Here is a 25,609-nt window from a genome sequence, read left to right as displayed (position 1 = left end):
GTACAGAATTGACTACCTATGGATTAACACAAATAGCTACCACAATATTAGGCGATAGGGCACTAAATAAAGTAGGCTATATCACAAAAGGAGTAAAAGCATCAAGTGGAGTAAGTACATTTGCTAATGCAGTAAAACTAGCAAAAGAATTGAAGCCAACGCTTGAAATGTTACAATCATTTAAGAGAGAGGCTTCCTATGCATTCTCTAGTGTTGGTGGAACTATTGTAACCAAAATACCTCAAGGCGAATTAATAGAAGCTTATTATAAGTTTGCGAAGTCTAAAGGTTATTTTCAAGATGCAAGTGGAAGGTGGCATCGACCTGGTGGGGGTTACGCAAGTAATAAAGAAGTGGGTTTACCTGAGCCAAGTGGCAGCACTAAACGTTTGAAATATATGGGTAGTACACCTAGCAAAGACTCCAGAACTGGTAAAGCAGTAATAGAGAGAATGAAAAATGAAGATCCACCAAAAATACGAACAGTACGTGGTAAAACTGAATTTTTAGACAGTAACAATAAATGGCGTCCGTTAAGTGAAGCAGATATGGCACATAAAACAGATGCAGTTACTTGGTGGAACGAAGTCGGACGGAATTATGGACCAAGGTCTAAAGAAGTAAGAGATTGGATGCTTGATCCAGATAATTATTATTTGGAACACTATAGTAAAAAACCGTTCTGAAGGTGCTAGTTTAGGACAGACATATGTACCACCAAAATAATTAGGAGGAGCTTAAATTGGAATTACAAGATGAACTTTATGACAGAATAGTAAGTATATGTTCTCAAGGTGATAATTTAGTTGATAGGTTTGAGTATGAGAATGCAATAGAAAAGTATTTGGAAGCTTTAGATATAGTTCCAAAACCAAAATTTAACTGGGAATGTAGTACATGGATTTACACAGCATTGGGTGACACGTGTTATATGAATGGAGATTTTAGTGCTTCTAAAGACTTTTTATTTAATGCAATTAATTGTCCTGATGGAATAGGAAACCCTTTTATTATGTTACGTCTGGGTGAATGTCTGTATGAATTAGGAGACCTTAACAAATCTAAAGAATATTTGTTAAGGGCATATATTCTTGAAGGTTACTCGATCTTTGATAGTGAAGATGACAAATATTTTAATGTAATTAAAGATGCAATTTAGGGGGATTAATAATGGCTTATGTAGCAGGTGAAAATGGTGTCTATATACAAGAGTTAATGGATAAGAGTAATGAAGAGTTTGATAAAGGTAATTTAGATGAGTCAGTTTTTTTATTGGAACAAGCATGGAAAGAGCTCCCTGATGATAAAGTGATTTATGATGAGAGCTTTTTAATAATATGGGGGATTTTAGATATCTCTATTGTATTAAATGATGTTGAACGGATGAAAAAATGGGTTGATAAAATATTTGTCGCAGATCCTGAAAGAGGAGATACAGGTGAACGAGAACTCTGGGCTGGAAAGGTGGCTTATGAGGTAGGGGATTTCTCTAAAGCTAGAGAGTATTTAGAGATAGCTAATAAGAAATCCAAGGGTAGATGTTTTAGCGCAGAAGATGGAAAGTATTTAAAATTTTTGAAAGATAAATAATAAACTTAGTGTTAATTATTGTGGGAGTTAATCTAGACTTGAAATTTTGTAATTATATAAGTGATTAATGTGCTCAGTACACCATTAATTTGGTCATATTGAGCTTTTTCTTATTCCTATTAAAAACTTTTCATTTGAACTTAAGGATAAAATGTAAAATGATAAAAAATTATTTACGATTGATTACAGTTCGAAAGTGTTGTCTTATTCAAGATGGAAATTTTCTTTTAGCAGTTCAGTGAAAGAGACCAATTCTAAGTGGGAGGGGTAATTTGAACTGGAAAAGTAGCCCAAACATTAGAAGCAGCTAGAGCACAACAACGTACGGTAATAGGATCAGTAGAAAGTGGCGAAGTAGCTTTAAAAACAACGAAGCGTAAAGGGAATTATGGTGAAATGAAAATGGATGACTTTTTTGAAAGTCAAACATATACCAGAATTAGTGATGATCGTGTATTAACATTAGATCAAAAAATTGCTAAGGGAATAGATGGTGTATATGAAAATTCATCTCCGCCACCTAAGTATGTAATAGCGGAGGCTAAGTATAACACATCCAAATTGGGAAAAACAAATGATGGTAAGCAAATGAGTGAAGATTGGATTCTTGGCAGTGAAAGGTTAGATAGTACTTTGTCAAAAGAAAAAGCAGATGAAATTGTGGAAGAGATGTTGTTGAATCCAGAAAATGTTCAAAGAATTGTTATTCAAGTTATGCCAGATGGAACGATTGTGAAGAAAATTCTTGAAGTATAAAAGGTGGAAAAGAAATTATGCTAAGGGATAAAATCAAAAATGATATATATTTTAACAAATTTATCAATTATGAGGAAAAGAGAATAGAAAAGTTTTTATTATTGGTTGAAAAGGTTATTGAGGAAAGAGGCAAAGATGATAAAGGTGTAAAGAATGGATATATAGCGTTACAAGGGTATCATTTTAATAAATTAAGGGCAATGTACTCTGCGGGCTGTTCTATTCAAACTATTCGTGATTTTTTACCTGAAGTAATAAATATAATGGAAAAAGTGTGGAATAAAGAAAGTGGATATATACGTATGTTATGGATGGTATCTATAGCAGTAATGCTAAATGTTGAAGATAAAGAATTTAATAGACTAATAGCAATGGTAAGGAAAGAAGGATTAAATGATTATTTGATTAATTATTTTATTGCTTTTAGAAATAGTGAGCCATCAGATTTTGATGAGCAAAGTGAGTTTTATGTAAAATATCCATATTTCAAATTAAAAGAAGTAATTGAAAGTAATAAAATTTCACAAGAGAATTCTATAAAAAATTTAGAGAAATATATAAAGGAGTATTGGTATAAGGGACATATAGAAGAAGCATGGTACGATGCACATGAAAATAAACATGACATTTATAGTGGTTACTGGAGTTTTGAAAGTGGAGCAATCGCTAAAATTTTAAAATTAGATGATTCAACCTTGAAAGATAGTTCATATTACCCTTATGATATGGTGCATTGCCAAGAAAAATAAATGTTGGAATCCACAGTGATAAATTTTTACACTGTGGATTTTTTAGTTTGTGTTAAAGTACCTATTAAGGGTACGGCTAACGGTAAACCTAGCAGTAACAAAAATACAAATGTAGACAATTTTGATGCAAAAACAGCTACAAATAAGTAAAAAGGGAATTATGGTGAAATAAAATCTAGTGACAATTTATTGAATAATCAAAGTTTAAAAGAAGCTGGATTTGATTTAAAGCCAGTCGGAAAAAGTGCACCAACAGGTATAAATGATAAAATAGTAAAAGGAATTGATGGATTATACGAAAATGCAAATCCAAATTCAAATATTAAATATGTTATTGATGAAGCTAAGTTTGGTAGTTCACAATTGGGGAAAACTAAAGATGGACGACAAATGTCAAATGATTGGTTGAACGGTTCTGAAACTGGAAAAAGTAGAATATTGAAAGCTGTTGATGGAGATGAAGTATTAGCAGAAAAGATTGCGAATGCATTGGAAGATAGTGAAGTTGAAAGAGTATTATCAAAAGTCGATAGTAGTGGAAACGTAAAAACATATAGGTTAGATGAAGAAGGAAACAATATTGGAGAATGGCCATAATTTAGAAGCTAGGAGGAATTAAATAGAATGAGAGATCAATTGTGCATAGAAGAAAAATGTAAAAAAGGAATAGAACTCCATAAAAAGTTTATTGAAGATAATAGAGAGGAGATTAGAAGTTTAGAAGAAGATGAAAAGAATGGTATACAAAGAAAGCCTAAAGATAATATAAGTATTATAGAAGGAAGATATTTAAGGAATTTTATACATGAGATGAACGACATTAGAGCAATGTATTCTTTAGGAGAAGACATTAGCACAATGGAAGTATATTTTTATAATGCAATGGATGATTTAGAGCATACAGGAGCTAGCAAAGTGGGTTATATATATATGCTTTGGATAATTTCTTTAGGAATTTTGTTAGAAACGGATAAAAAGAATATAGAAAGATTAAAAAAGATAGTTGATACAAAAAATATGAATGACGCAGTAATTGATTTCCTCTTATGCGCTAGTGATATTGGATACACAAACATGACGAACAGATATTATAAAGAAAATCCATATGCAAAAACGAGAGAGATTATAGAACTTGCACAAATAGATAAAAAAGAAGCATCTAAAAGATTACAAACGTACATGGAGAAAGAATGGTTTAAAGGTCATTATGATTATGAGTGGAAAAATGCGCATAAAGAACCTGGATATGTAGGATATTGGAGCTTTGAAACGGCAGCGCTTGCGAAAATTTTGGAACTGGATGATATAAGTTTAAAAGATAATAATCATTATCCATATGATTTGGCACATTATAAAAATGAAATGAAATTTAAGCATATAGACCTAAGTGAATATCACTATGAAGATGAGACAGAAGAAATCGAGGATATAGTAGAAGGAATTGAACATAATCCTGCATTGGAAAATATTATTCCGCCAAAATGGCATTCATTGGTCAATGAATTAATACATGACTATGAGAATATGAATGATAGTAGTTTTTATGAAAAATACAAAAAAACGATAGGAATAGGTCAAGTGTGGTTCTTACCACAAGAGTATGAAGAAGAAAATGAGCAAAAGGATCTATTAGGAAGTTTAATTGTGTTTGCCCTGACGGTAAGAGATTATATATTACAACTGGACTATAAAGAAGATTTAGAAGACTACATTGATAATCTTAAAAATTTCTGGAATGTTTCAGAAACAAAGTTAGTTCAATTTATATTAGAGAATGATCAAAATTATTATGCATGGGTACCAAAAGAAGTAAATATCCCAAATATGTATGAAGTGAAGATAGAGAGTGTCGATGTAGAGGAAGTTCTATAATAAGCAAATTAAAACATTGTGTATCATGAGTAACGTTGAAAAACTAATTTATACGGAATTTAATGAATTAAGAGGTTAAAAATAGTGGTAGTTTGGAGAATCCAACTGCCACTATTTTTGTGTTTACGAATGGTTCTGTAAATTAAGTAGAGTATTTCAGAGTATATATATTATGTAGGAGAAGTAAATAAGTTAAAGGCGCTAAATAAAATCGGTCATATCGCAAAGACATCAAGTGGAATAAGTACAATTGCTAATGCAGTAAAACTAGCAAAAGAATTGAAGCCTACCCTTGAAATGTTACAATCATTTAAGAGAAATGCTTCCTATGCATTCTCTAGTGTTGGTGGAACTATTGTAACCAAAATACCTCAAGGCGAATTAATAGAAGCTTATTATAAGTTTGCGAAGTCTAAAGATGGTGGTAAGGGTACGGATACAGCTCTATTGATTAATGAAGGAAAAGTTGGAACCTATAAACAACTGGTGAAACAAGGAACTGCTTTTGATAATATTACTCCACATCATATGCCTTCTGCAGAGAAAATGAAACAAGCTGGTATAAAAAGGAATGATGGTGTGAGTATGAATATGGAACAACCTCATCCTGGAACCGGTGGGAGACATCTTGAAACAAATACATATGGTCTATCAGGAGAAAAATCGAAGGCGTATTTAAACCTTAGCTTTCGTGATGCCTTAGCTCATGATATTTTGGATGTTCGAAGAATTTATATAAAAGATGGTTTATATACTGCTGAGATAAGAGAAGGTTTAAGAGAAGTTATTAAAAGAAACAAAGAGCTGTATCCGCATTTATTTGATAAATAAAACATGGAAAGGATGATTACCTTTGGATATTAAGAGTCATCTAAAAAGACTATACGATAATCGTTTATTAGAAAATGAAAATGAGATACGAGATTTTAATGAGTCATTAATGGAAGTAATAGAGTACAACGACGTCTCTGTTATTACAGATTTATGTTTAGTTTTGGATGATGAGACTGAGCAATTTGAGGTTATGTTTGGTTTGATTCATGGAATAGAGAGCTTATATAAAAATAATATAGAAGAAGGACTTGTATGTATTGCTAAAGCTTTTCCAAAGACGATTAGCTCAGCTAAAGAATGGGTAGAAATTTTACATTATAGAATTCTTAATCACCCTCAAGTAAGATTAGCATATGGAAAAGTACTTTCGGGATTTGATCCATCAATTACGATTAGTATTAAAGAATTATTGATTGATATAAAAAATGAAGACCCTGATATGTTTAGTGAATCTGTTAATGAGGTAATTAAGAGCATCTAATGTTTAAAGTTGAAACGATATAAAAGCAAATAAGGAAAGTTAACAGAAAAGAACTTATTATTGGAGTGGAAAGAAAAAGAATAAGCTATTAAAAAATACATACCTCATGATGGTTGTACCATTATGGAGTACTGTGTGCAATGATAGAACAGAAAATGAAGTACGAGCTTAGGCGAGATGACATTTTACATGTCAGTGAATATAAACGCATGAAATGGGCATGAAACGAATGAACTCGTACAAACTCGTAAGTTTTAACGTGTTACTTGTCATGATATATGAAAATTAAAATACTTGATTGTCTACTTTAGGCAACAAGTATCTTTTAATAAATCGACATGCTATAAATTTGTAAAAAGTATTCTTTATGAATGAAGGTTAATACAAATTTTTAGTATTATATTATTGAAATTATATTAGAAAAAAGCACATGATATCTCGATGGAATCCGTGGTTACGAACCTGCAACTGATGAGGCTACGTTACTTATGAGGATTAATGACAAAAAAATAGAGAAAATATTTTCTTAATTTATGAGCCTTAAGGTAATGATCTTAAGGTTTTTTTATTTCTCTCGAATAAATATTTTATTTATTCGAGAGAAATAGACATGTTATTATGTTTGTATAAAATGGAAATTTAAAAGTGAATGCTTTACTGTACTGCAAGATAAGGTAAAAAGAGTACTATCAAAAGTCGATAGTAGTGGACATGTGAAAACATTTAGAATAGATGCAAAGGGAGACATAATTGGAGAATGGCCATAATATAAGGCACTAGGAGGAATTGAATAGTATGAGAGATCCTTTATGTATAGAAGAAAAATGTAGAGAAGGAATTGAATATAATAAAGAGTTTATAGAGGAAAATAGAGAAGATATTAAAAGATTAGAAGAAGATACTAAAAATGGAATTCAGAGATATTCTAAAGATAATAAGAGTATTATAGAAGGGACATATCTAGCCAATTTTAGATATGAGATGGAGGATATTAGGGCAAAGTATTCTTTAGGGGAAGATATTAGTGTAATAGAAGAAGATTTTCATAATGCAATTTATGATTTAGAGAATACAGGAAGTAGGGAAATTGGATATTTAAGTCTAATTTGGATGATTTCTTTAGGAATTCTATTAGAAACGGATAAAAAGAATATAGAAAGATTAAAAAAGATAGTTGATAAAAAAAATATGAACGACGCAGTAATTGATTTCCTATTTTGCGCTAGTGATATTGGGTATACAAAGATGACGAATGTTTATTTTAAAGACAATCCATATGCAAAAACGAGAGAGATTATAGAACTTGCACAAACAGATAAAAAAGAAGCGTCTAAAAGATTACAAACGTATATGGAGAAAGAATGGTTTAAAGGCCATTATGATTATGAATGGAAAAATGCACATAAAGAACCTGGATATGTAGGGTACTGGAGCTTTGAGACAGCTGCACTAATAAAGATACTCGAACTTGATGATACAAGTTTAAAAGATAATAACCATTATCCATATGATTTGGCGCATTACAAAAATGAAATGAAATTTAAGCATATAGACCTAAGTGAATATCACTATGAAGATGAGACAGAAGAAATCGAGGATATAGTAGAAGGAATTGAAAATAATCCTGCATTGGAAAATATTATTCCGCCACAATGGCATTCATTGGTCAATGAATTAATACATGATTATGAGAAAATGGATGATAGTAGTTTTTATGAGAAATACAAAAAAACAATAGGAATAGGTCAAGTGTGGTTTTTACCACAAGAGTATGAAGAAGAAAATGAGCAAAAGGATTTATTAGGAAGTTTAATTGTGTTTGCCCTGACGGTAAGAGGTTACATATTACAATTGGACTATAAAGAAGATTTAGAAGACTACATTGATAATCATAAAAATTTCTGGAATGGATCAGAAACAAAGTTAATTCAATTTATTTTAGAGAATGATCAAGACTATTATGCATGGGTACCAAAAGAAGTAAATATCCCAAATATGTATGAAGTGAAGATAGAGAGTGTCGATGTAGAGGAAGTTCTATAACGAACAAATTGAAATGGTTGTCATCATATGTAATGTTAGAATACATTTTACTAGTTAATTGAAAACAATGCAGGCGTTGAAAAAAAGGCGTATAGTTACTAAAAAGTAGAGGGAAAGAAGGCTGTTGAATTGAGATTGGCGGATTTTATTGAATTAGATAAAAATGAAGTAATTTACTTTGATTTTAAAAATATTTCACCATCATTTGAAGTGCAAAAAGAATTACATCCTGTAAAAAAAATTATTTTGTACAAAAAAGATTATCAAGAAAGAATTTTATACGGAGTAAAAGAAAAATTTGACTGTGATAGATGTGATCTTGTTTTAGAGATATATTCTAAAATATATGCAAATAAAAACTTGAACAATTTAGATTTAGATACTATGAATTCTTTTTATCAAACGTACCGGCTTTTATTGCTATCAAGTGATAAGTCATTTTGGAAAAATGATTTTAATGCATTCTGTAATAATCGTGGTGTGAAGCCTAAATCAATTAAAAAAAATGCCTTAAAGCTGTTAAGGTATGAATGGTTATTGTCTGAAAAAGTGTTTAATCATTATGAAAATATCAATAATGATCCCGATGTTATGCGTTTTGCTACAGTGACACATACAATAGGAAATATGACATTATTGCCTAAAGGATTAAACGTTGGGCGTGCTATTGCAACTAGAGATTATTGGGATTTAACATTAATGTCACTACAAAGTTTTTTAGGTCGTTCTTTCGATACTTTCGTAACAGATTATTATATGCAAGACTTTATTGATGATAAATTAGAGTTATGGAAGGGGCATTGTTTTGAATACCCATTGCCAAATTCGTTTAATAAAGTGGAGGCTCACGAACTATCGGAAATTAAAAAAAATCAAATTGTTCAAAGCCGAATTTTTGAATTTATGGGAAATGCCAATAATAAGATCGAGAAACGTTCTGAACGATTATATAAAGCGTTACTAGTTAAATGGAAGGAGAATATAAATAGAGGGACAATTAATAAAATTTAACGATAAGATTGTGATAGCGAAAAATGTGTTGCAACAAGAAGAGGTGTATTTACAAAGATCTAGTGGTTGTGATGAAGGTGATTCAGGTTGGTATATAGGTCCTATCAATGAAGAAGTATCAGGAGAATTGGAAATCATATACGCCTACCAATTATTAAAAATGAAACCTGAAATTATTCAAGTGCTAACCTTACCGTATAATTATTTAGTAGTATTTGAGAAGGACAAAATTAAAGCGATTTTAAATGAATATGATGTTGATATTTGGGGTGAAATAGTAAAATAATGAATGTATATAAGGTGTCAAATGCCCAATATGAAAATCACGCGAGTTAAGCACTTCATTGTCAACAGAGGACAATAGGTGCTTTTTTTACGTGAAGTAAAGTAAAAATATAAGTTTGCTTGTTGCTCTGTTTCAACTTAGTGTCATATGTTATAATTTGGAAAGTGAATATTCTTAATTTTTAGAAAATTTAAAGGTGGTAGGTTAATATATGAGTACATTAAAGAAAATTACGAACAATATTTCGAAGGTTATTATAGGGAAGGATGAAGCGATTGAACTTGCAGCTATAGCCCTTATAGCAAGAGGGCATATTTTATTGGAGGATGTACCTGGGACGGGGAAAACAACATTAGCGAAAAGTTTGGCTAAAAGTGTAGACGCTAAATTTCAAAGAATTCAATTCACAGCGGATACTTTGCCTGGAGATGTTATTGGTCTCGAATATTTTGATGTGAAGGAATCGGAATTTAAAACGAGGTTAGGTCCTATTTTTGCAAATATAGTAGTAGTCGATGAAATTAATCGAGCTGTACCGAGAACGCAATCTTCGTTATTGGAAGTGATGGAAGAACGTACTGTTACGATTGCGAAACAGACACATTCATTACCAGAACCTTTTTTAGTAATTGCAACGCAAAATCCTCTTGAATCGGCCGGTACATTTCCTTTACCTGATGCTCAATTAGACCGATTTTTACTTACGATTCGGCAAGGTTATCCTACGAGAGAAGCAGAAAAGGAGATGATGAATCGTTTTCAAATGAATGATCCGTTAGAAACGTTACATTCAATTATTTCAACTGAAGAAATTATTACAGTGCAAAAACGAGCAAGAGAAGTGTTAGTAGGGAATGATGTGCAAGATTATCTACTTGAAATTATTGAGGCAACGCGTAAACATGAGTTAATTGAAATTGGTGTAAGCCCGCGGGGGACGTTGGCATTTATGAGAGCGATTCAAGCACGGGCAATATTAAATGAAAGAGATTATTGTACGCCAGATGATATAAAGACGCTTGCTACATCTGTTTGCGCTCATCGTTTAACGTTAACGATTGAGGGGGAGATGAAAACGACGAAAGAACAAATCATGAAAGAAATTCTTGGTGCGATTAGTGTGCCAGTGGAGAATGTACGATGAATCAACAACTTGTGTATACACCTTTAGCGGAGCCTTTCGTAATGGGAGTTATGTCAGTTGTAGCCGTTATTTTATGTGTATTTTCAAGTAATCTACTGTTTTTATCTCTCGTATTTTTGTATGTAATTTTAATAGGTGCGATGCATGTATACATTCGTAAAGTATCTCGTGTTGAATGGGAATACAGTCAAGGGAATGCAAATGTTTTTATAGGTGAAACGAATATGTGCAAAATAAAAATTTCAAACAAGTCGTTATTCCCTATTTTCAATATCGTATTTCGATTTAAATGTGAAAATAAGCTAACTTGGAATCATGATGAAATAAACAAAAATACGAATACAGGTTCAAATTATTATATGAATTTACATTTAAAAGGTGGAGAGTCAGTTTCATTTGATTTGCAAGCTGTAGCTGTAAAAAGAGGAATTGCGAAATGGGAAGAAGTTGAAATTGTCATTACTGATCTCTTTGGATTCATAACGAACCATATAACATATAAACAAGTTGATACGCCCTCCTATTTAGTTTTACCAGCCGTGCCGAAAATACAAGTGCCTGAATTACAAGAATGGTCACGAGGATTTCGAAAAGCGATGTCATCACCCTTATATGATGAAACGAAAGTAATGGGAGTGAAGTCGTATGAAAATGAAGATTTTCGTTCTATCCACTGGAGTGCGACAGCGAAAACAGGGACGATAACCGCGAAAAAGTACGAGCGAACACAATCAGATAAATATGCGATATATCTCAACTTGCAAAATAAAAGCGGTATTTCTTTGAGAAATGATACAGAGGAACTTATTGAATTAACGGCAGGCATATGTAAACAGCTGCTTATGCAAAACTGTTCATTTGAAGTTTGGATCAATAGCGTAAAAGATAATGGATTGTTGCATATAAAGAACGGTCATAACCGGAAACATTTGCAAAATGTATTAAAAGTACTTGCCTCAATATCGGACCTAGATACTCCTGTATCTTCTACTTATTTTTACACAGCAGGTTTTCGTCGTAAAGAATTGGATGCAGTTCCTTTAATTCTTGGTACTTCTCCAAGGAAATACACCAGAACGAATAAATGGGTCGTAATTAAAGAATAAGAAGGGGTTTATGTCATGGCTAATAAAGAGCGACATATGAAGGTGAAGATTTGGAGTATTAGAGTTTTCATGATACTTTTCTTTACGGTTAGTGCGATAACGTTATCACAAGGTGTTGTGCATGTACAAGACATAGTAAAAGGGCTTTTTTCTAGTAAGACGGTGACAATATCGGAAAGAAATTATGATTTTACTACTGTAGACGCACAGTTTGATGAACCTGAAAGAATTATAGATGAAGAAACAGGAGTTGTAGATACAAGAACAAAAATAGATAGGAAAATTCCACTTTTTGTACGAAAAAATTCATGGACTGATGTGTTTTCTGTTCTTTCAAATTCATGGATTAGTGTCGTTTTTTATGTAATTATTGCAGTGGTCATTTTATATGTTTTTTATAAATTAATGAGGAAAAAGGTAAAGAAATCAGAAATAGAACAGGATAAACAATCGATAACAAAAGAAAATACGGATAGAACCGAAAAGAATAAGAAAGTGATGCATCAGTTTGAACAGCCGTTGCCTAAAGATACGATAAGGAAAACGTTAGTTGAATGGGAAAGAACTTTACCATTTCACGAACAGCGAAGGTCCTATGAAACGATGCAACAATGGTTAAGCAGAATTTGTAGAACGCGAGATATTATTCCGATATATGAGTCTGTCCGATATGGAGACAAGACGTATACGGAGTTAGATGTAGAGAAGACTGTACGATGGATAGAGCGAGACGGGAAAGCGTGACATTAATATAAGTAAATGAAATGAACTGTAAATTAATTTCATTTACTTATATTTAATTACATGGTAATGTATACTTACTTTTTTATCCCGCTTTAATGGGCAGTAAGACCCCCACCTCAAAATGCAGCGAAAGCAAAGAATTTAGGTGGGGGATCAACTGCCCATAAAAGTCCGATTGGTGAGGGCTAATAATCAGTGGGGGATGGAGAAAACCCCCACTGATTAAAGTTTCACTTTATATCTCTACCAATGGAAAAAGGTAGCCTTAGTAGAGTATTGCTCGTTGAATTTTTTTTGAGGTTATCTTCACTTCATCAATATAGAATGAAAAAGTGATGAATCAATTACGGGTATCATGTAAATAAAAAAATATAATTTATATTTAAATTTTTGTAAGGGTGTGAAAATAGAATGAAACCGGTATTGAAAAACATACTCCTTTCCTTTATTTTTTCTACAGCAGGGATGTGTTGGTTTCTGTTTATGTTAGTTAGAGGAGGCGGAGACTGGTTATTGTCTTGGATAGGTGTATTAATGGCCTTTTTATCTTTATACACGTTAATAGATTTATATTGTAAGTATACATACGATAAAAAATTAAGTAAATTGTTTGTCAAAGCAACAATTACTACCTTTAGTTTTGCAGTATTAGGAATCACATTTGGTATTGTACACGAGCTATTACAGCCATGGAGTCTCAGTTTAATGGTTTGGTATTGGTTGTTAGTATTACTTTTATTTGTAACGACCATAATATTATTAGTTTTTGTAGTATTTGTTAATCGTAAAAATTATAATATCCCTGGGAGATATAGAATACTTATACTGCTTAATCTATTTCTTACGTTAGCACCAGTGCTGTGGCCATTACTACTTACTATTATCGGAAATGGCATGAACGCTAGTGCAGGATGGTAAAAGTGAATGAACTAAAAAGTTGATATAGGGCTTTAAATATGTAAGAGAACGTGTTTTGATAAATTGAAAACACGTTCTTTTTTTATTTTCATACATTATTTTTTCCCATCTGGTCGTCTAATTTTGAAAGTAAGTATTTCGTAAGGAATGGATAAGAAAAAAGAGAGGTTTATCATATAGGATGAAGGTATAGCTTGAATCAATACGATATGAATAGAGGAGAGAAAGCCTTATGAAAAAATGTTCTTCAATTAAGTTAGCGAGTTTGGCAGTCTTATTAGCGGGTACTACTTTATTCACACCAGGTTTTACTGTGAAAGCAGAGTCTAATCAAAATATTTCTAGTCCGTCAGAAGCGTATGGTCAAAAGAATCGAAATGGTTGGAAACAAGTAATGCAGGAAACAGTACAGCTTGGAACGCCAGGAATATTAGCTAAGACGTCTAACAATGGAAAGATTAGTAGTTATACTGCTGGAGTCGCAGATTTAAATAGTAAGAAACCGATGAAATCGGATTATCGCTTTCGGATCGGTAGTGTGACGAAGACTTTTACTGCTACGACTGTACTTCAATTAGTAGGAGAAAATCGTGTACAACTTGACGATCCAATTGAAAAGTGGCTACCGGGTCTCATCCAAGGAAACGGGTATGATGGCAATCAAATTACGATACGTCAACTTTTGAATCATTCGAGTGGCATAGCTGAATATTTAAAGTCAAAAGACGCTGACATAATGAATTCGAAAAAAACGTATACAGCAGAAGAAATAGTGAAAATAGGCCTTTCTCTGCCTCCAGATTTTTCGCCAGGTAAGGGATGGTTGTATTCAAATACAGGATACGTCATACTAGGAATGCTTATTGAAAAAATTACTGGTAATAGTTATGCGGAAGAAATTGAAAAGCGAATTATTGAGCCTTTGGATCTGTCAAATACGTTTTTACTAGGGAATTCACCCGTTATTCCAGGTAAGAATCATGCTCGTGGGTATATGAAAATTGACGAAACAAGTGAGTTGAAAGACATGACGTATTATAATCCGAGTTTAGCAAACGCAGCTGGAGATATGATTTCTAATGCGGACGATTTAAATAAGTTCTTTTCATCTTTACTCGGTGGTAAGTTACTGAAAGAACGTGAGCTGAAAGAAATGCTTACTACCGTTCCTATAGAAGGAAAAGGTCTTGGTGATGGATATGGCCTTGGGATCTATGAGACTAAGCTTCCAAACGGTGTTTCAGTCTGGGGTCACGGAGGGGCAATTCCTGGATTTACAACTTTTGTTGGCGGAGTAATGGGAGGCAAACATACATTAGCTGCCAATATTAACTCTTTAGGTGCGATGGATATTTTTACACAGTTTAATAAAATGATGCAAATTGAATTTAAGAAATAGATGAAAGGAAAGCGAAAATCCTGCTTTAAAGGACAATTGTAGCATGGCATAGTATGACATCAAGTGTAATCCAATCGTATAGTTTAGTATAAAAAAGGATGTCAGTTGCATGACATCCTTTTTATTGTGGGGCAAAGAGGTGTGTTTTATTTCGAAAATTGTTATTTTTGTGAGTATTACATATAATGAAAGGTATAGGGGGTATACAGGGAAGTTATGAATGTAAAATACTTTAGTATGTTAATTGTTTTTGTTTTAATAAATAAAAGTAAATTGATTTGGAGTGAAATACATTGGGACAAAATCAGTTTAGATGGAGTAACGAACAATTACGAGAACATGTTGAAATAATAGACGGTACAAGAAGCCCGCACATGTTATTAAAGAATGCAACATACTTAAATTCCTATATGCGTGAGTGGATGCAAGCGAATATTTGGATCTATGATGATCGCATTGTATATGTAGGAGAAAAATTGCCAGCACCACTACATGAATGTGAAGTCATTGATTGTGATGGAAAGTATGTAGTTCCTAGTTACATAGAACCGCATGCACATCCATATCAATTATATAATCCGGAGACTTTGGCAAATTATGCGATGCAATTTGGAACGACGACATTTATTAATGATAATTTAACTTTATTTTTCACATTACAACGTGAAGACGCATTTCGTTTATTAGATGAGTTTGAAAAGATTCCAGCAAGTATGTATTGGTGGTGCCGTTTTGATGGTCAGACTGAATTGCAAGACGGGGAATCTTTGTTTAATAGTGAAGAAATAATAGAGTGGCTTAAGCATGAAGCAGTTCTTCAAGGTGGCGAGCTAACAGCGTGGCCAAAGTTATTACATGGCGATGATGAAATGTTACAGTGGGTGCAGGAAACAAAACGATTACATAAAAAAGTGGAAGGGCATTTTCCAGGAGCATCTGAAGCAACGTTAGCGAAATTAAAACTGTTAGGTACAGATTGTGATCATGAAGCGATGACAGGGCAGGAAGCTCTCACTCGTCTTATGCAAGGTTACACGGTTTCCCTAAGAAATTCTTCAATTCGTCCAGATTTAGAAGTGTTACTGAAAGAATTGTTGGAACTAGGAGTAAAGCAGTTTGATAGATTCATTCTTACTACAGACGGCTCACATCCTTCGTTTTATGAAAATGGAATGACAAACGTAATGATAGCTACCGCGATAAAACAAGGAGTGCCAATAATAGATGCTTATCATATGGCAAGCTATAATATCGCTCGTTATTATAATATGGAATATCTACATGGTTCAATTGCGACAGGTAGAATAGCTAATATTAATATTTTGGAAAGTAAAGAAAACCCGGTTCCAATAAGCGTAATTGCAAAGGGGCAATGGGTGAAGCGTGACGGTGTAAATACACATGAATCATTACATATAGACTGGAGTAAATGTAAAGTAACTTCATTATCATTAGATTGGTCCATAGAAAAAGAGGATATGATTTTCCCTAATAAAACAGGTATACACTTATTAAATAACGTTATAACAAAACCATATACTAGTGAAATAAACATAGACTGTGATGAATTGTCCACAGATCATGATGAATGTTTCCTTATGATGATTGCTCGGGATGGCAGTTGGCGAGTGAATACAGTTGTGAAAGGTTTTGCGAAAGAACTAGGTGGGCTTGCTAGCTCTTATTCTGGTACGGGAGACATCATTCTTATTGGAAAGAGTAAAGAAGATATGCTTACAGCTTTTCATAGAGTAAAAAAGATTGGCGGGGGAATGGTAATAGCTGAAAAAAATGACGTATTACACGAAATAGCATTACCATTGCTCGGGATTATGTCTAATTTAAAAATGAGTGAATTAATACAGAAAGAGAAACAGATGGTGAAATTATTACAAGAGCGTGGCTACGCGTATGACGATCCGGCATTTACCATTTTGTTCTTTTCTGCTACGCACTTGCCATTTATAAGGGTAACGCCAATAGGACTATTTGATGTGAAAAGTAGTAAGGTAATTGCTTCACCGGTGAATTTGATAAAGCAATTTTAATATGAAAGGCCCTATAAAAGTCCAATTTATAGGGCCTTTCACATTGTTAGCATAAGAATATTGTAAACCTCAAATAATATAGTATATAAATTATTTGAGGTGAAACGTAAGTATGAAAAAAATATTGTACATTTTAAGCGTATTTGTATTATGTGTATCTATTCAACACGTTGTACATTCTCAAACGGATGCGCCAGAATTATCTTCTGATTGTCTTGAAAAAAGGAAAATTCGTGATGAGAAGTATGTGAAAAACATTATGAGGGACATTCAATCTACGTTTGATTTAAATATTGATGAACACAGTTTTTGGGAAGTTAGCCAAAGAGACCTGGATGCTGCACATTTAATGTATGGCGGAAGAGAAAATGATTCTTATTATAATTCGTTAACTAAAATTTATGATAGTGGTGGATTTAGAGAGCAGCCTAGTTTATTTGTGGCAGTGCAAGAAGCATTTTTTCTTTATAAAGAAAAAGATAATATCAATGTAATGAAACACTTAAAGCTAGATGGTGAAAAAGGGGAATGGATCGTTATAGAAACGAAAAAGAAGAAAGGGAAAAAAGTGAAATTCAAGCCGTTACAATGTGAAAAAGATTATTTGAAAAAGAGAAATGAGTACCATAATCTAAAATGAAATAACGGAAATTTTGAAGGAGAAAAATTTCGTTAATAATTGTAAATGAAGCGGTAGAAATTCCTAGTAATTTCGCCATAAAAAACGTCATTTTTTATTTTAAAAATGACGTTTTTTTTATATACTTAAAGCTTTTGCATCGCACTTTCAATCCTCTTCACCAAATCAGCAGACACTTTATGAAAATACCCTAAAACGACCTTTCTAATATCATCGGATATAACTTTCAAATCACGAGCTAAGTTTTCAGCAAGATGTTCTTTTTCTATCGGTTGTAAATTCGTATAAAATTCACCAGCCTGCGTAAAGTCATCTTGTTTCGTTATAGAAGTTCTCTCAAGTTTACCTTCAACGTACCTTCCGTCACCGCTTGTTATTTGATTAGCGGGTGTCCAATTTTGTTGCTGGTTAATTGTTAACTTACGAAATTCAGGACCAATTCTTCTTCTTTGTGAATCACTATAAATGTTCGCACGTCCTTGCAACATTTTATCATCTGATAATTCGGCGCCGTCCAGTAAATTAGAAGGGGAGAAGGCGACTTTTTCTACTTGCTCCATATAATTTTCAGGATTTTTATTTAATACCATTTTGCCGACTGGTATGAGAGGATACGCTTTTTCATCCCATACTTTTGTATCATCTAAAGGGTCATAAGTAAGATATGCTTCATCTTTCGGATCCATGAGCTGTACATATAAACCATATTCCACTAGCTTACCATTTGCAATTGCATCATATAAATCTTTCCCGCTATAATCAGGATTTTCGGCAGCGAGTTTATTTGCTTCCTCACTAGTAATGAATTGTACACCTTCAAATGGGTACCAATGATACTTTACATACTTTCGATTACCTTCAGCATTTCTCCAAACATATGTATTTACACTATGCCCTGGAATGTGGCGAAGACTTTTGGCTGTACCAGCATCAGAGTATAAATGGACAACGAAATGAATGGATTCGGGTGCTCTAGCGACAAAGTTCCAAAATCGATTAGGGTCTATTAAGTTATTTTTAGGTGAAGGTAACAATGCTTGAATCGTTTCTGGGAAACGCATCGGATCACGAACAGAAAAGACAGGAATGTGATTACATAGAAGATCGAAAATGCCTTCATTTGTATAAAATTTTGTAGCGAAACCGCGTACATTTCTAGAAGTATCAGGTGTTCCTTTCGTACTGACAGCTAATGAAAACCGCACCATAACAGGAACTTTCTCATTAGAATGTTGTAAAAAATGTAGTCTAGTATGTTCAGACATTGGATAGATCGTTTGAAAATAACCGAACGCACCAAATCCTTTTACATGAACAGGTCTTTCTAAAATTTTTTCGTGAATAAATTCTTGTAACGACTCGTGAAGCACACTATCTTGCTCTAGAACAGGTCCACGTGAACCAACTGTTTGAGAGTGAAGAATAGCTTGTTCATTACGTTCTCCATCTTCGTTAAAGTCTTTCCCTAGTAAAGGTTGCCTCTGTTTATCATAGTTTTCATCCATCGATATAGCCTCCAAATCTTTTTTGTCCATTGTTACTAAATATGATTTTATAGCGTTGATTATGTATGACACGCAAAGTTCAAACTAGTAACAGACCGCTAGATGAAAAAAACGCGTATGTAGTGGACCTGTTGAAATAGAAGAAATTATGGAAAAATGAATATCGAGAAGAAAATTACTATTAAAATTTCAATCTTAAAAATAAATTTATACATGACTTTATAGAGAATGAACAGAAATAAACAGGGAAAATAACTAGGAGGAATTTAACATGTCGGATTGGTTTCAATTAGATAAAGAATATATGATGCCTACGTATTGTCGTACGAAGGTTGCGATAGAAAGAGGAGAAGGTTGTAAACTGTATGATGTGGATGGTAAAGAGTATGTAGATTTATTTTCTGGTGTCGGAGTGAACGTATTAGGATACAATCACCCGAAAATCGTGCAAACAACAATGGATCAAGTTACGAAATCGTTGCATCTACCGTTTCATTTTTTAAATCCAGTTGCGATTGAGTATGCAAAGAAATTAGTTGAGTGCTCTTTAGAAAATGGAAAAGTCTTTTTTACAAACTCTGGTACGGAAGCGACAGAAACAACGTTGAAATTAATTGATAAATATAGAGCTAATACACATGAAGAACGTGAAGGAATCGTAGTGCTGAAGAATAGTTTCCACGGGCGGACGTTAGGGGCACTTCATTTCACGAGACAAGAAAGTGTATATCAAAATTTCCCTAAAACATCGATTCCTGTATATGAAGTAGAGCGCGAGAATATAGAGCAATTAGAAGAAACAATTGTTAAAGAAAATCCAATTGCGATTATGCTAGAGCCTGTATTAGGAAGTGGTGGTATCTACCCTTTATCAGGTGAATATTTACATGGTGTTCAAAACTTATGTGAGAAATATAATGTACTTCTTATCGTTGATGAAGTTCAAAGTGGTATGGGGAGAACTGGTAAACTATTTGCTTATCAAAATTTCAATATTACACCAGATATTATTCAAATTGGTAAGGGAGCAGGAGGCGGGATACCACTAGGTGGAATTATTGTAGGTGAAAAGTTATGTGATGTATTTTCACCGGGAGATCATGGCACAACATTTGCTCATTCATCCATGGGAACAGCTTTAGGTTTAACGGTATTACAAACATTGATTGACGAGGGTTTAATGCAAGATGCGTATGAAAAGTCGCTATATTTAAATGATAAATTGCAAGAAATTCAGAAAGAAAATTCTTATTATATGCAGGAAGTACGTCATGCTGGTATGATGTTTGGAATTAGTTTGAATGATACGAATGAAAATGTGAAGAAATTACAGGCAGAATTAATGGAGAAAGGGATGTTAGTTGACGTTACACAAGGGAATATTATTCGATTACTTCCGCCGTATATTATTACGAAAGAGGAGATTGATACATTTGTCTATGAGTTTATTTCCTGTATTCATAATGTAGCAGCTACAAGAGTTTAAAAACCGTTATAAAAAAACACCTTATTTACAACTCAAATAGGAGGAAAATAGGGGTGGGAAAAATAAATTTGCATATTAAAATAAAAAGCTGAAAAAGGTACTCGTATAGCGCCTTCTTCAGCTTTTTTAAAATAGTAAATTACTTAACCTAAAGAGCATCTCATTGGACAAATAATTAATTATGTGAAACAATAATAACAGATAAGGAGACATTAATTTTCCTTAAGTGCTTCGAATTAATTTTATTCAATAAGAGAAGGTGTGCTTAAAGAAGTTAAATTAAATAAGGAGCTGTTTTATTATATGCAACAAAATAATGATTTAAATTTTGAACCTCAAGACGTTAATATTGTCAATCCTAAACAAGCCAGGAAAGCAGTTGTTGCTACTGGTATAGGAAATGCAATGGAGTGGTTTGACTTCGGATTATACGCGTATTTAGCGGTTATCTTAAGTCAATTATTCTTCTCAGGTGTTGATAATAGTGGATTGCAACTTGTACTTACATTTGCTACTTTTGCAGTGGCCTTTCTCGTTCGACCAATCGGAGGTGTATTCTTTGGTAGAATAGGAGATAAGTACGGCCGAAAAATCGTGTTAAGTACTACTATTATTTTAATGGCACTTTCTACATTATTCATCGCATTACTACCAACCTATGAACAAATTGGTGTATGGGCACCAATACTACTTTTAGTTGCCCGAATGATTCAAGGCTTCTCTACAGGCGGCGAATATTCAGGTGCAATGGTTTATATCGCAGAATCTTCTCCAGATAAAAAGCGTGGTATACTCGGTAGTGGTCTTGAAATTGGAACACTCTCAGGTTACATTGCTGCATCGGTAATTGTTACCATTTTGACGTTATTGTTAACAGATGAGCAAATGCTCAGCTGGGGCTGGCGTATTCCTTTCTTAATAGCTGCACCAATTGGTTTGGTCGGTTTATACTTACGCCGTCATTTAGATGAATCTCCCATCTTTGAAGAGATGGAAAAAGCACAAGAGGAATCTGAAGACAACGAACAATTTTCATTTATGGACATATTAAAATATCACAAAAAAGACTTCTTATTAAGCACAGTAATTGTCGCCTTCTTTAATATTACAAACTATATGATCCTTTCGTATATTCCTTCTTATCTAACTCAAGTACTTAAAGTCAAAGAAACAACTGGCTTATTAATTATTTCTATTACGATGGCACTTATGATTCCGCTAGCCCTTTATTTTGGTAAATTAAGTGATAAAATTGGTAATAAACGCGTCGTGCAAATTGGTTTACTTGGTTTAACAGTATTTGCAATTCCAGCATTTTTACTAATAGGTAACGGACATATTGCAGCTATATTTGCAGGTATTTTCGTTTTAGGATTCTTCCTAAGCGTATATGAGGGAACATTACCTTCATTATTACCATCACTATTTTTCACCGATGTACGTTATCGAGCACTTTCGATCTCATTTAATATTTCTGTATCGATATTCGGTGGAACAACACCGCTCGTATGTTCATACTTAGTTCATGCAACCGGTAACCCGCTAGCACCGGCATTTTATTTAGCAGGTGTAAGTATTATTGGGTTAGTCGTATTTAGTGTATTATTCGTTACAACTTCAGGACGCGCACTAAAAGGTTCATATCCTACAGTAGAAACGAAAAAAGAAGCACACCAGATTGCTAAAGAAGACCCTGAAGAAACACTTTGGTGGCATGAAGAGTCATTAGAAATAGAAGCAGGGAAAAACGCTTCAATTTAAAAAATAACGTAGAAGTATAGAAAGACTCCTATGAAAATAGGAGTCTTTTTGTTGTGTTATTTCTTTCTTTTCTTTAAACTCTTCTGATACACATAAAGCTTATGAACCTCTTCCTTAAATTCCTGAAGTAGCATCATATCCTCACCATTTGAATAACGCACTGTATTATAAGCATCTATAACAATATGACTCTCAATATTTACATCTTCTTCACGATTTATTCTTCCTAGCCATGCTTCAACAGTTTCTCCTCGTTTTCTATTTAAAGGAGGAATTAACTTACTTTCAAGCTTAAAAATTTCTTTTCGAATTTCGTTATGTGGCGGTATGTTTCGTTTCAAACGTTTTTGATTCATTCCTTCTTTATCAGTGATGATAGTAGATTCGAAGACAGGCATATTTGGTAAACTTAAATATTTTCGTTTTTTTATTATTTTCCAAACGACGTAAATAGCGATAGATGCACAGGCTATTATTGTAATGCTATTTATGAGTGTTGGATCAAAAGAGTGTTGCCCCAATTCATCTTTAATTTGAGGATCCTTTAAATTCCCTTTATTAGACCAAAAATCGTCAGTTTCTTTTGATTCAGCTGCCGAAAATAACGGATTAATGGCGTATCCAAATCCTAAAGCAACTACTTGTACGATATAAGAAAAAAGAAGCCGAATGTATGGGAAAATAGGAATAAGGAAAGCACTAATTATTCCAATCGTGATAAGAGAAGCGAAACGTAATAACTGTTGATTACGATTTGCACCAGTTAACCAAAAAGTAATCATAATGTGTAAAACTAAAAGTAATAGTTTCCACAAAGGTGGAAAGGGCGTATAAAATATAGCTGAAATACCAAACCAGACAATACCACCTAATGACTTTTGAACTGGATATCCAGGCCCAACTACATGTACGATAAAGAAGAAAAGCGGTAACATAATTGTGCCAAACAGAGAGAAAGAGAGAAAGATAGAACAACCGATTATTTGAGTCATTAACAGAATGACAAAACCTGTCGTTTTTTTCTTCATTAGTTTATGGATAAGAAATAATCCAGTATAGCCTGTTGCTAAAAATATAGTAATACCGATGAGTTCATCTCTTTCCGTTAATAACGAAAGGAGGAGCAGCAGAATAAAGTCATTAACGTGATAGAGCCAAGTTTTCAAGCTTTTCTACCATCCCTTCGTTATTAATGAGAAACGTAGGCTGAGAGAGAAGAGGGAGTTCATTTCTCTGTAAACCAATGTATATCATTGTAGACGATCGTTCCCTTTTTCTCGCTACATAATGAAGGAATCCTTGTTTCGGAAGTAACGTACTATCATCTGAAATACGCGCTAATTCCTCTAAAGCCACTCCATAATGTGTTTGTCCTTCGTTTAATGGTAAGTGCAGAGGACCACCTTCAGCTAATACACTAATAAATAGTTCAAATGGTATTTGATGCTTCGTTGCGTATTGACAAATGTATGTTGCAAATGAAATAAGGTCTTCTATATTATCCTTCCAACCAAATCCGCGATCAGCAGCTAAAGAAAGACAAATCGTCCAACTATAATTTTTAACAGGTTCATATTGCTTCGCCTGTAATTCCTGCATTTTAGCAGATGCTTTCCAATGAATAGAACGGAAAGATTCACGCTCATATCGTTTAACACCGATAATAGATGTTTCATCATTGTAAAAAGAAAAATTCGTTCGATAAGAACCATTTAAAAGTTGCTGAAGTTCTTGTAAACCTGCTACTTCTTTAGGTGATGGATACACAATAATTTCAGTTCTTAATTTATCAAATACAGGTAAATGTACAGATAATAAATGAAAAGGATCTTTCAAAACGCATTCGAACTGTTCAATTTGAAATACGCCACGCTTCGTAGCGGTTAATGTTAAATCCCATTTTTGTGCCGAATGAGCAGGCTGTGAAAACGGACAAGAGAATAACGTTTTTGATATTTGATCAATTCCTTGCTCTTTTTGCGGTAGTAGGGACGGGTCTAAATGAAAATAACAAACGCCATTAACGAGTGGTATGTTTGCACCGTTTTTCAAATGAATAAAAAATTGTCCAGATTCATTAGGGAATAGCCGAGTTGTTTGTTTCTCATTTACCACTTCAAATGTTTTCTCTATGTAAGCGACATATTTATAAATAAAAATCGCAAATAAATAGTAGAAGAAAAAGAAAAACATAATGATTCGTTGTGGCATAAAAAAAGTAAATAGTATAGCGCCTGGCACACTTAATTGAATAATATGAAGTTGGAAAAATAAAGGTACAGTTACAACGCGCTGTCCATTCATGTTTGTTCAATCTCCACTGGTACGTCAACTTCTTTTAAAATCCTTTGCATAATTTCATTTTTTGTCGTACGTAATGCGCCTTCCATTGATAAGACGATACGGTGATTCCAAACAGAAGGAATTAAAAATTGTATATCTTCAGGCGTACAATATTCTCTCCCGCGTAAAAAGGCTAATGCCTGTACTGCACGCACTAAAGCAAGTGTGGCACGTGGACTTACACCGTTAGCGATGTAATCATGATTCCTTGTAGCATGAGTAAGTTTAATAATGTAATGTTCTAACGGTTCTGATACGAAAATTTCTTTTACTCGTTTCTGTGCTTCTAAAATATTTTCTAAAGAAATAACAGGTTTGACGCTTTCTAGTGGTACATCCCTACGAAAACGTCGCATCATTTGTAGTTCATCTTCTGGAGATGGATAACCAATTGAAATTGTCATTAAAAAACGATCAAGCTGTGCATCTGGTAGAGGGAAAGTTCCTTGTGATTCAATTGGATTTTGCGTCGCAATAACAAAGAACGGTTTCGGAAGAGGAGTAGATTGCTTTTCAAGCGTTACTTGTCGTTCTTCCATCGATTCTAATAAACTAGACTGTGTTCTAGGCATAGCGCGGTTAATTTCATCCGCAAGCAAAATATTAGTCATAACTGGTCCAAGTCTTAACTCAAATTCACTCGTTTTCGGATTGAAATATTCAATACCTGTTACATCACTTGGAAGTACATCCGGTGTAAATTGGACGCGAGAAAAATTACCACCAATACTTTTAGAAAGTGTTTTTGCGAGGAGTGTTTTCCCAGTACCAGGCACATCTTCAAGAAGCACATGACCGTCAGCAAGCAAGGAAACGATTAATAGATCTATAACATGTTCTTTACCTACAAAAACTGATCCTATATTTTCTTTTAATTTATGTATCATATGTAT

At 33.4% G+C, this 25,609-nt stretch carries 21 protein-coding genes and 4 pseudogenes; 21 read left to right on the top strand and 4 right to left on the bottom strand.

Annotated elements, in window-relative coordinates; all coding sequences use genetic code 11:
• From KVT31_RS30385 to KVT31_RS20165, 19 genes and pseudogenes are all read left to right on the top strand, one after another.
• Window positions 1-726 (top strand): annotated as a pseudogene (locus KVT31_RS30385) (cytoplasmic protein); the annotation flags it as partial.
• 16 nt (window positions 727-742) lie between these two features.
• The gene (locus tag KVT31_RS20255; protein ID WP_088096820.1) at window positions 743-1,159 is read left to right on the top strand and encodes a tetratricopeptide repeat protein; all 417 of its coding nucleotides are present in this window, start codon (window positions 743-745) and stop codon (window positions 1,157-1,159) included.
• Window positions 1,160-1,170: 11 nt separating this feature from the next.
• The gene (locus KVT31_RS20250; protein ID WP_071711790.1) at window positions 1,171-1,590 is read left to right on the top strand and encodes a hypothetical protein; all 420 of its coding nucleotides are present in this window, start codon (window positions 1,171-1,173) and stop codon (window positions 1,588-1,590) included.
• A 282-nt stretch (window positions 1,591-1,872) separates the two neighbouring features.
• Window positions 1,873-2,346 (top strand): annotated as a pseudogene (locus KVT31_RS20245) (hypothetical protein); the annotation flags it as partial.
• A 17-nt stretch (window positions 2,347-2,363) separates the two neighbouring features.
• Complete coding sequence (locus KVT31_RS20240) at window positions 2,364-3,095, top strand: PoNe immunity protein domain-containing protein (protein WP_088096818.1); 732 nt, start codon at window positions 2,364-2,366, stop codon at window positions 3,093-3,095.
• 189 nt (window positions 3,096-3,284) lie between these two features.
• The gene (locus KVT31_RS20235; RefSeq protein WP_031312493.1) at window positions 3,285-3,692 is read left to right on the top strand and encodes a hypothetical protein; all 408 of its coding nucleotides are present in this window, start codon (window positions 3,285-3,287) and stop codon (window positions 3,690-3,692) included.
• Between the two features lie 27 nt (window positions 3,693-3,719).
• Entirely contained in the window at window positions 3,720-4,967 is a 1,248-nt protein-coding gene (locus KVT31_RS20230; protein WP_088096817.1) for a PoNi-like cognate immunity protein, read from the top strand.
• A gap of 195 nt (window positions 4,968-5,162) precedes the next feature.
• Window positions 5,163-5,402: pseudogene (locus KVT31_RS20225) on the top strand (T7SS effector LXG polymorphic toxin); the annotation flags it as partial.
• Between the two features lie 418 nt (window positions 5,403-5,820).
• Window positions 5,821-6,282 carry an Imm30 family immunity protein gene (locus tag KVT31_RS20215; RefSeq protein ID WP_088096816.1) on the top strand — a complete coding sequence of 154 codons (462 nt, stop codon included), beginning with the start codon at window positions 5,821-5,823 and terminating at the stop codon, window positions 6,280-6,282.
• A gap of 795 nt (window positions 6,283-7,077) precedes the next feature.
• On the top strand, window positions 7,078-8,325 hold the full coding sequence (locus KVT31_RS20210; protein ID WP_088096815.1) for a PoNi-like cognate immunity protein: 1,248 nt from the start codon (window positions 7,078-7,080) through the stop codon (window positions 8,323-8,325).
• Between the two features lie 129 nt (window positions 8,326-8,454).
• Window positions 8,455-9,336 carry a hypothetical protein gene (locus KVT31_RS20205; protein ID WP_088096814.1) on the top strand — a complete coding sequence of 294 codons (882 nt, stop codon included), beginning with the start codon at window positions 8,455-8,457 and terminating at the stop codon, window positions 9,334-9,336.
• A pseudogene (locus KVT31_RS20200) lies at window positions 9,311-9,622 on the top strand (immunity protein Imm33 domain-containing protein); the annotation flags it as partial. The gene KVT31_RS20205 and the pseudogene KVT31_RS20200, both read left to right, overlap by 26 nt.
• Window positions 9,623-9,833: 211 nt before the next feature.
• Complete coding sequence (locus KVT31_RS20195; RefSeq protein WP_088096812.1) at window positions 9,834-10,766, top strand: AAA family ATPase; 933 nt, start codon at window positions 9,834-9,836, stop codon at window positions 10,764-10,766.
• Window positions 10,763-11,872: a DUF58 domain-containing protein gene (locus KVT31_RS20190; protein WP_088096811.1), complete on the top strand. Its 1,110-nt coding sequence runs from the start codon at window positions 10,763-10,765 to the stop codon at window positions 11,870-11,872. Before KVT31_RS20195 ends, KVT31_RS20190 begins: the two co-directional genes overlap by 4 nt.
• Window positions 11,873-11,887: 15 nt before the next feature.
• Window positions 11,888-12,616, top strand: coding sequence for a hypothetical protein (locus KVT31_RS20185; protein ID WP_088096810.1), 729 nt, complete (start codon window positions 11,888-11,890; stop codon window positions 12,614-12,616).
• A 411-nt stretch (window positions 12,617-13,027) separates the two neighbouring features.
• The gene (locus tag KVT31_RS20180) at window positions 13,028-13,534 is read left to right on the top strand and encodes a DUF3902 family protein (protein ID WP_088096809.1); all 507 of its coding nucleotides are present in this window, start codon (window positions 13,028-13,030) and stop codon (window positions 13,532-13,534) included.
• 232 nt (window positions 13,535-13,766) lie between these two features.
• Window positions 13,767-14,933 carry a serine hydrolase domain-containing protein gene (locus KVT31_RS20175; protein ID WP_088096808.1) on the top strand — a complete coding sequence of 389 codons (1,167 nt, stop codon included), beginning with the start codon at window positions 13,767-13,769 and terminating at the stop codon, window positions 14,931-14,933.
• Window positions 14,934-15,226: 293 nt separating this feature from the next.
• On the top strand, window positions 15,227-16,981 hold the full coding sequence (locus tag KVT31_RS20170) for an adenine deaminase C-terminal domain-containing protein (protein ID WP_088096807.1): 1,755 nt from the start codon (window positions 15,227-15,229) through the stop codon (window positions 16,979-16,981).
• A 112-nt stretch (window positions 16,982-17,093) separates the two neighbouring features.
• Window positions 17,094-17,621: a hypothetical protein gene (locus KVT31_RS20165; protein WP_088096806.1), complete on the top strand. Its 528-nt coding sequence runs from the start codon at window positions 17,094-17,096 to the stop codon at window positions 17,619-17,621.
• A 125-nt stretch (window positions 17,622-17,746) separates the two neighbouring features.
• Here the strand turns inward: KVT31_RS20165 and KVT31_RS20160 are convergent, their stop codons facing one another.
• On the bottom strand, window positions 17,747-19,156 hold the full coding sequence (locus KVT31_RS20160) for a catalase (protein ID WP_140392491.1): 1,410 nt from the start codon (window positions 19,154-19,156) through the stop codon (window positions 17,747-17,749).
• Between the two features lie 241 nt (window positions 19,157-19,397).
• On the opposite strand from KVT31_RS20160, the gene KVT31_RS20155 reads away from it, so the two are divergent.
• Both KVT31_RS20155 and KVT31_RS20150 read left to right on the top strand, forming a co-directional pair.
• A complete protein-coding gene (locus tag KVT31_RS20155; RefSeq protein WP_088096804.1) occupies window positions 19,398-20,612 on the top strand; it encodes an aspartate aminotransferase family protein in 1,215 nt (404 codons plus the stop codon).
• Between the two features lie 303 nt (window positions 20,613-20,915).
• Window positions 20,916-22,373, top strand: coding sequence for an MFS transporter (locus KVT31_RS20150; RefSeq protein WP_088096803.1), 1,458 nt, complete (start codon window positions 20,916-20,918; stop codon window positions 22,371-22,373).
• A 56-nt stretch (window positions 22,374-22,429) separates the two neighbouring features.
• On the opposite strand, the gene KVT31_RS20145 is transcribed toward KVT31_RS20150, so the two are convergent.
• From KVT31_RS20145 to KVT31_RS20135, 3 genes are read right to left on the bottom strand one after another with little or no spacing between them, the layout of a single operon-like run.
• Window positions 22,430-23,539: a DUF4018 domain-containing protein gene (locus KVT31_RS20145; RefSeq protein WP_088096802.1), complete on the bottom strand. Its 1,110-nt coding sequence runs from the start codon at window positions 23,537-23,539 to the stop codon at window positions 22,430-22,432.
• A complete protein-coding gene (locus tag KVT31_RS20140; RefSeq protein ID WP_088096801.1) occupies window positions 23,514-24,677 on the bottom strand; it encodes a DUF58 domain-containing protein in 1,164 nt (387 codons plus the stop codon). Before KVT31_RS20140 ends, KVT31_RS20145 begins: the two co-directional genes overlap by 26 nt.
• Window positions 24,674-25,603 carry an AAA family ATPase gene (locus KVT31_RS20135; RefSeq protein WP_088096800.1) on the bottom strand — a complete coding sequence of 310 codons (930 nt, stop codon included), beginning with the start codon at window positions 25,601-25,603 and terminating at the stop codon, window positions 24,674-24,676. Before KVT31_RS20135 ends, KVT31_RS20140 begins: the two co-directional genes overlap by 4 nt.
• Window positions 25,604-25,609 lie beyond the last annotated feature (6 nt).

Origin of the sequence: Bacillus sp. GbtcB14, from assembly GCF_019091205.1 — a bacterium.
Taxonomy (GTDB): Bacteria; Bacillota; Bacilli; order Bacillales; family Bacillaceae_G; genus Bacillus_A; species Bacillus_A cereus_AG.
This window is presented reverse-complemented; position numbering and strand designations above follow the sequence as displayed.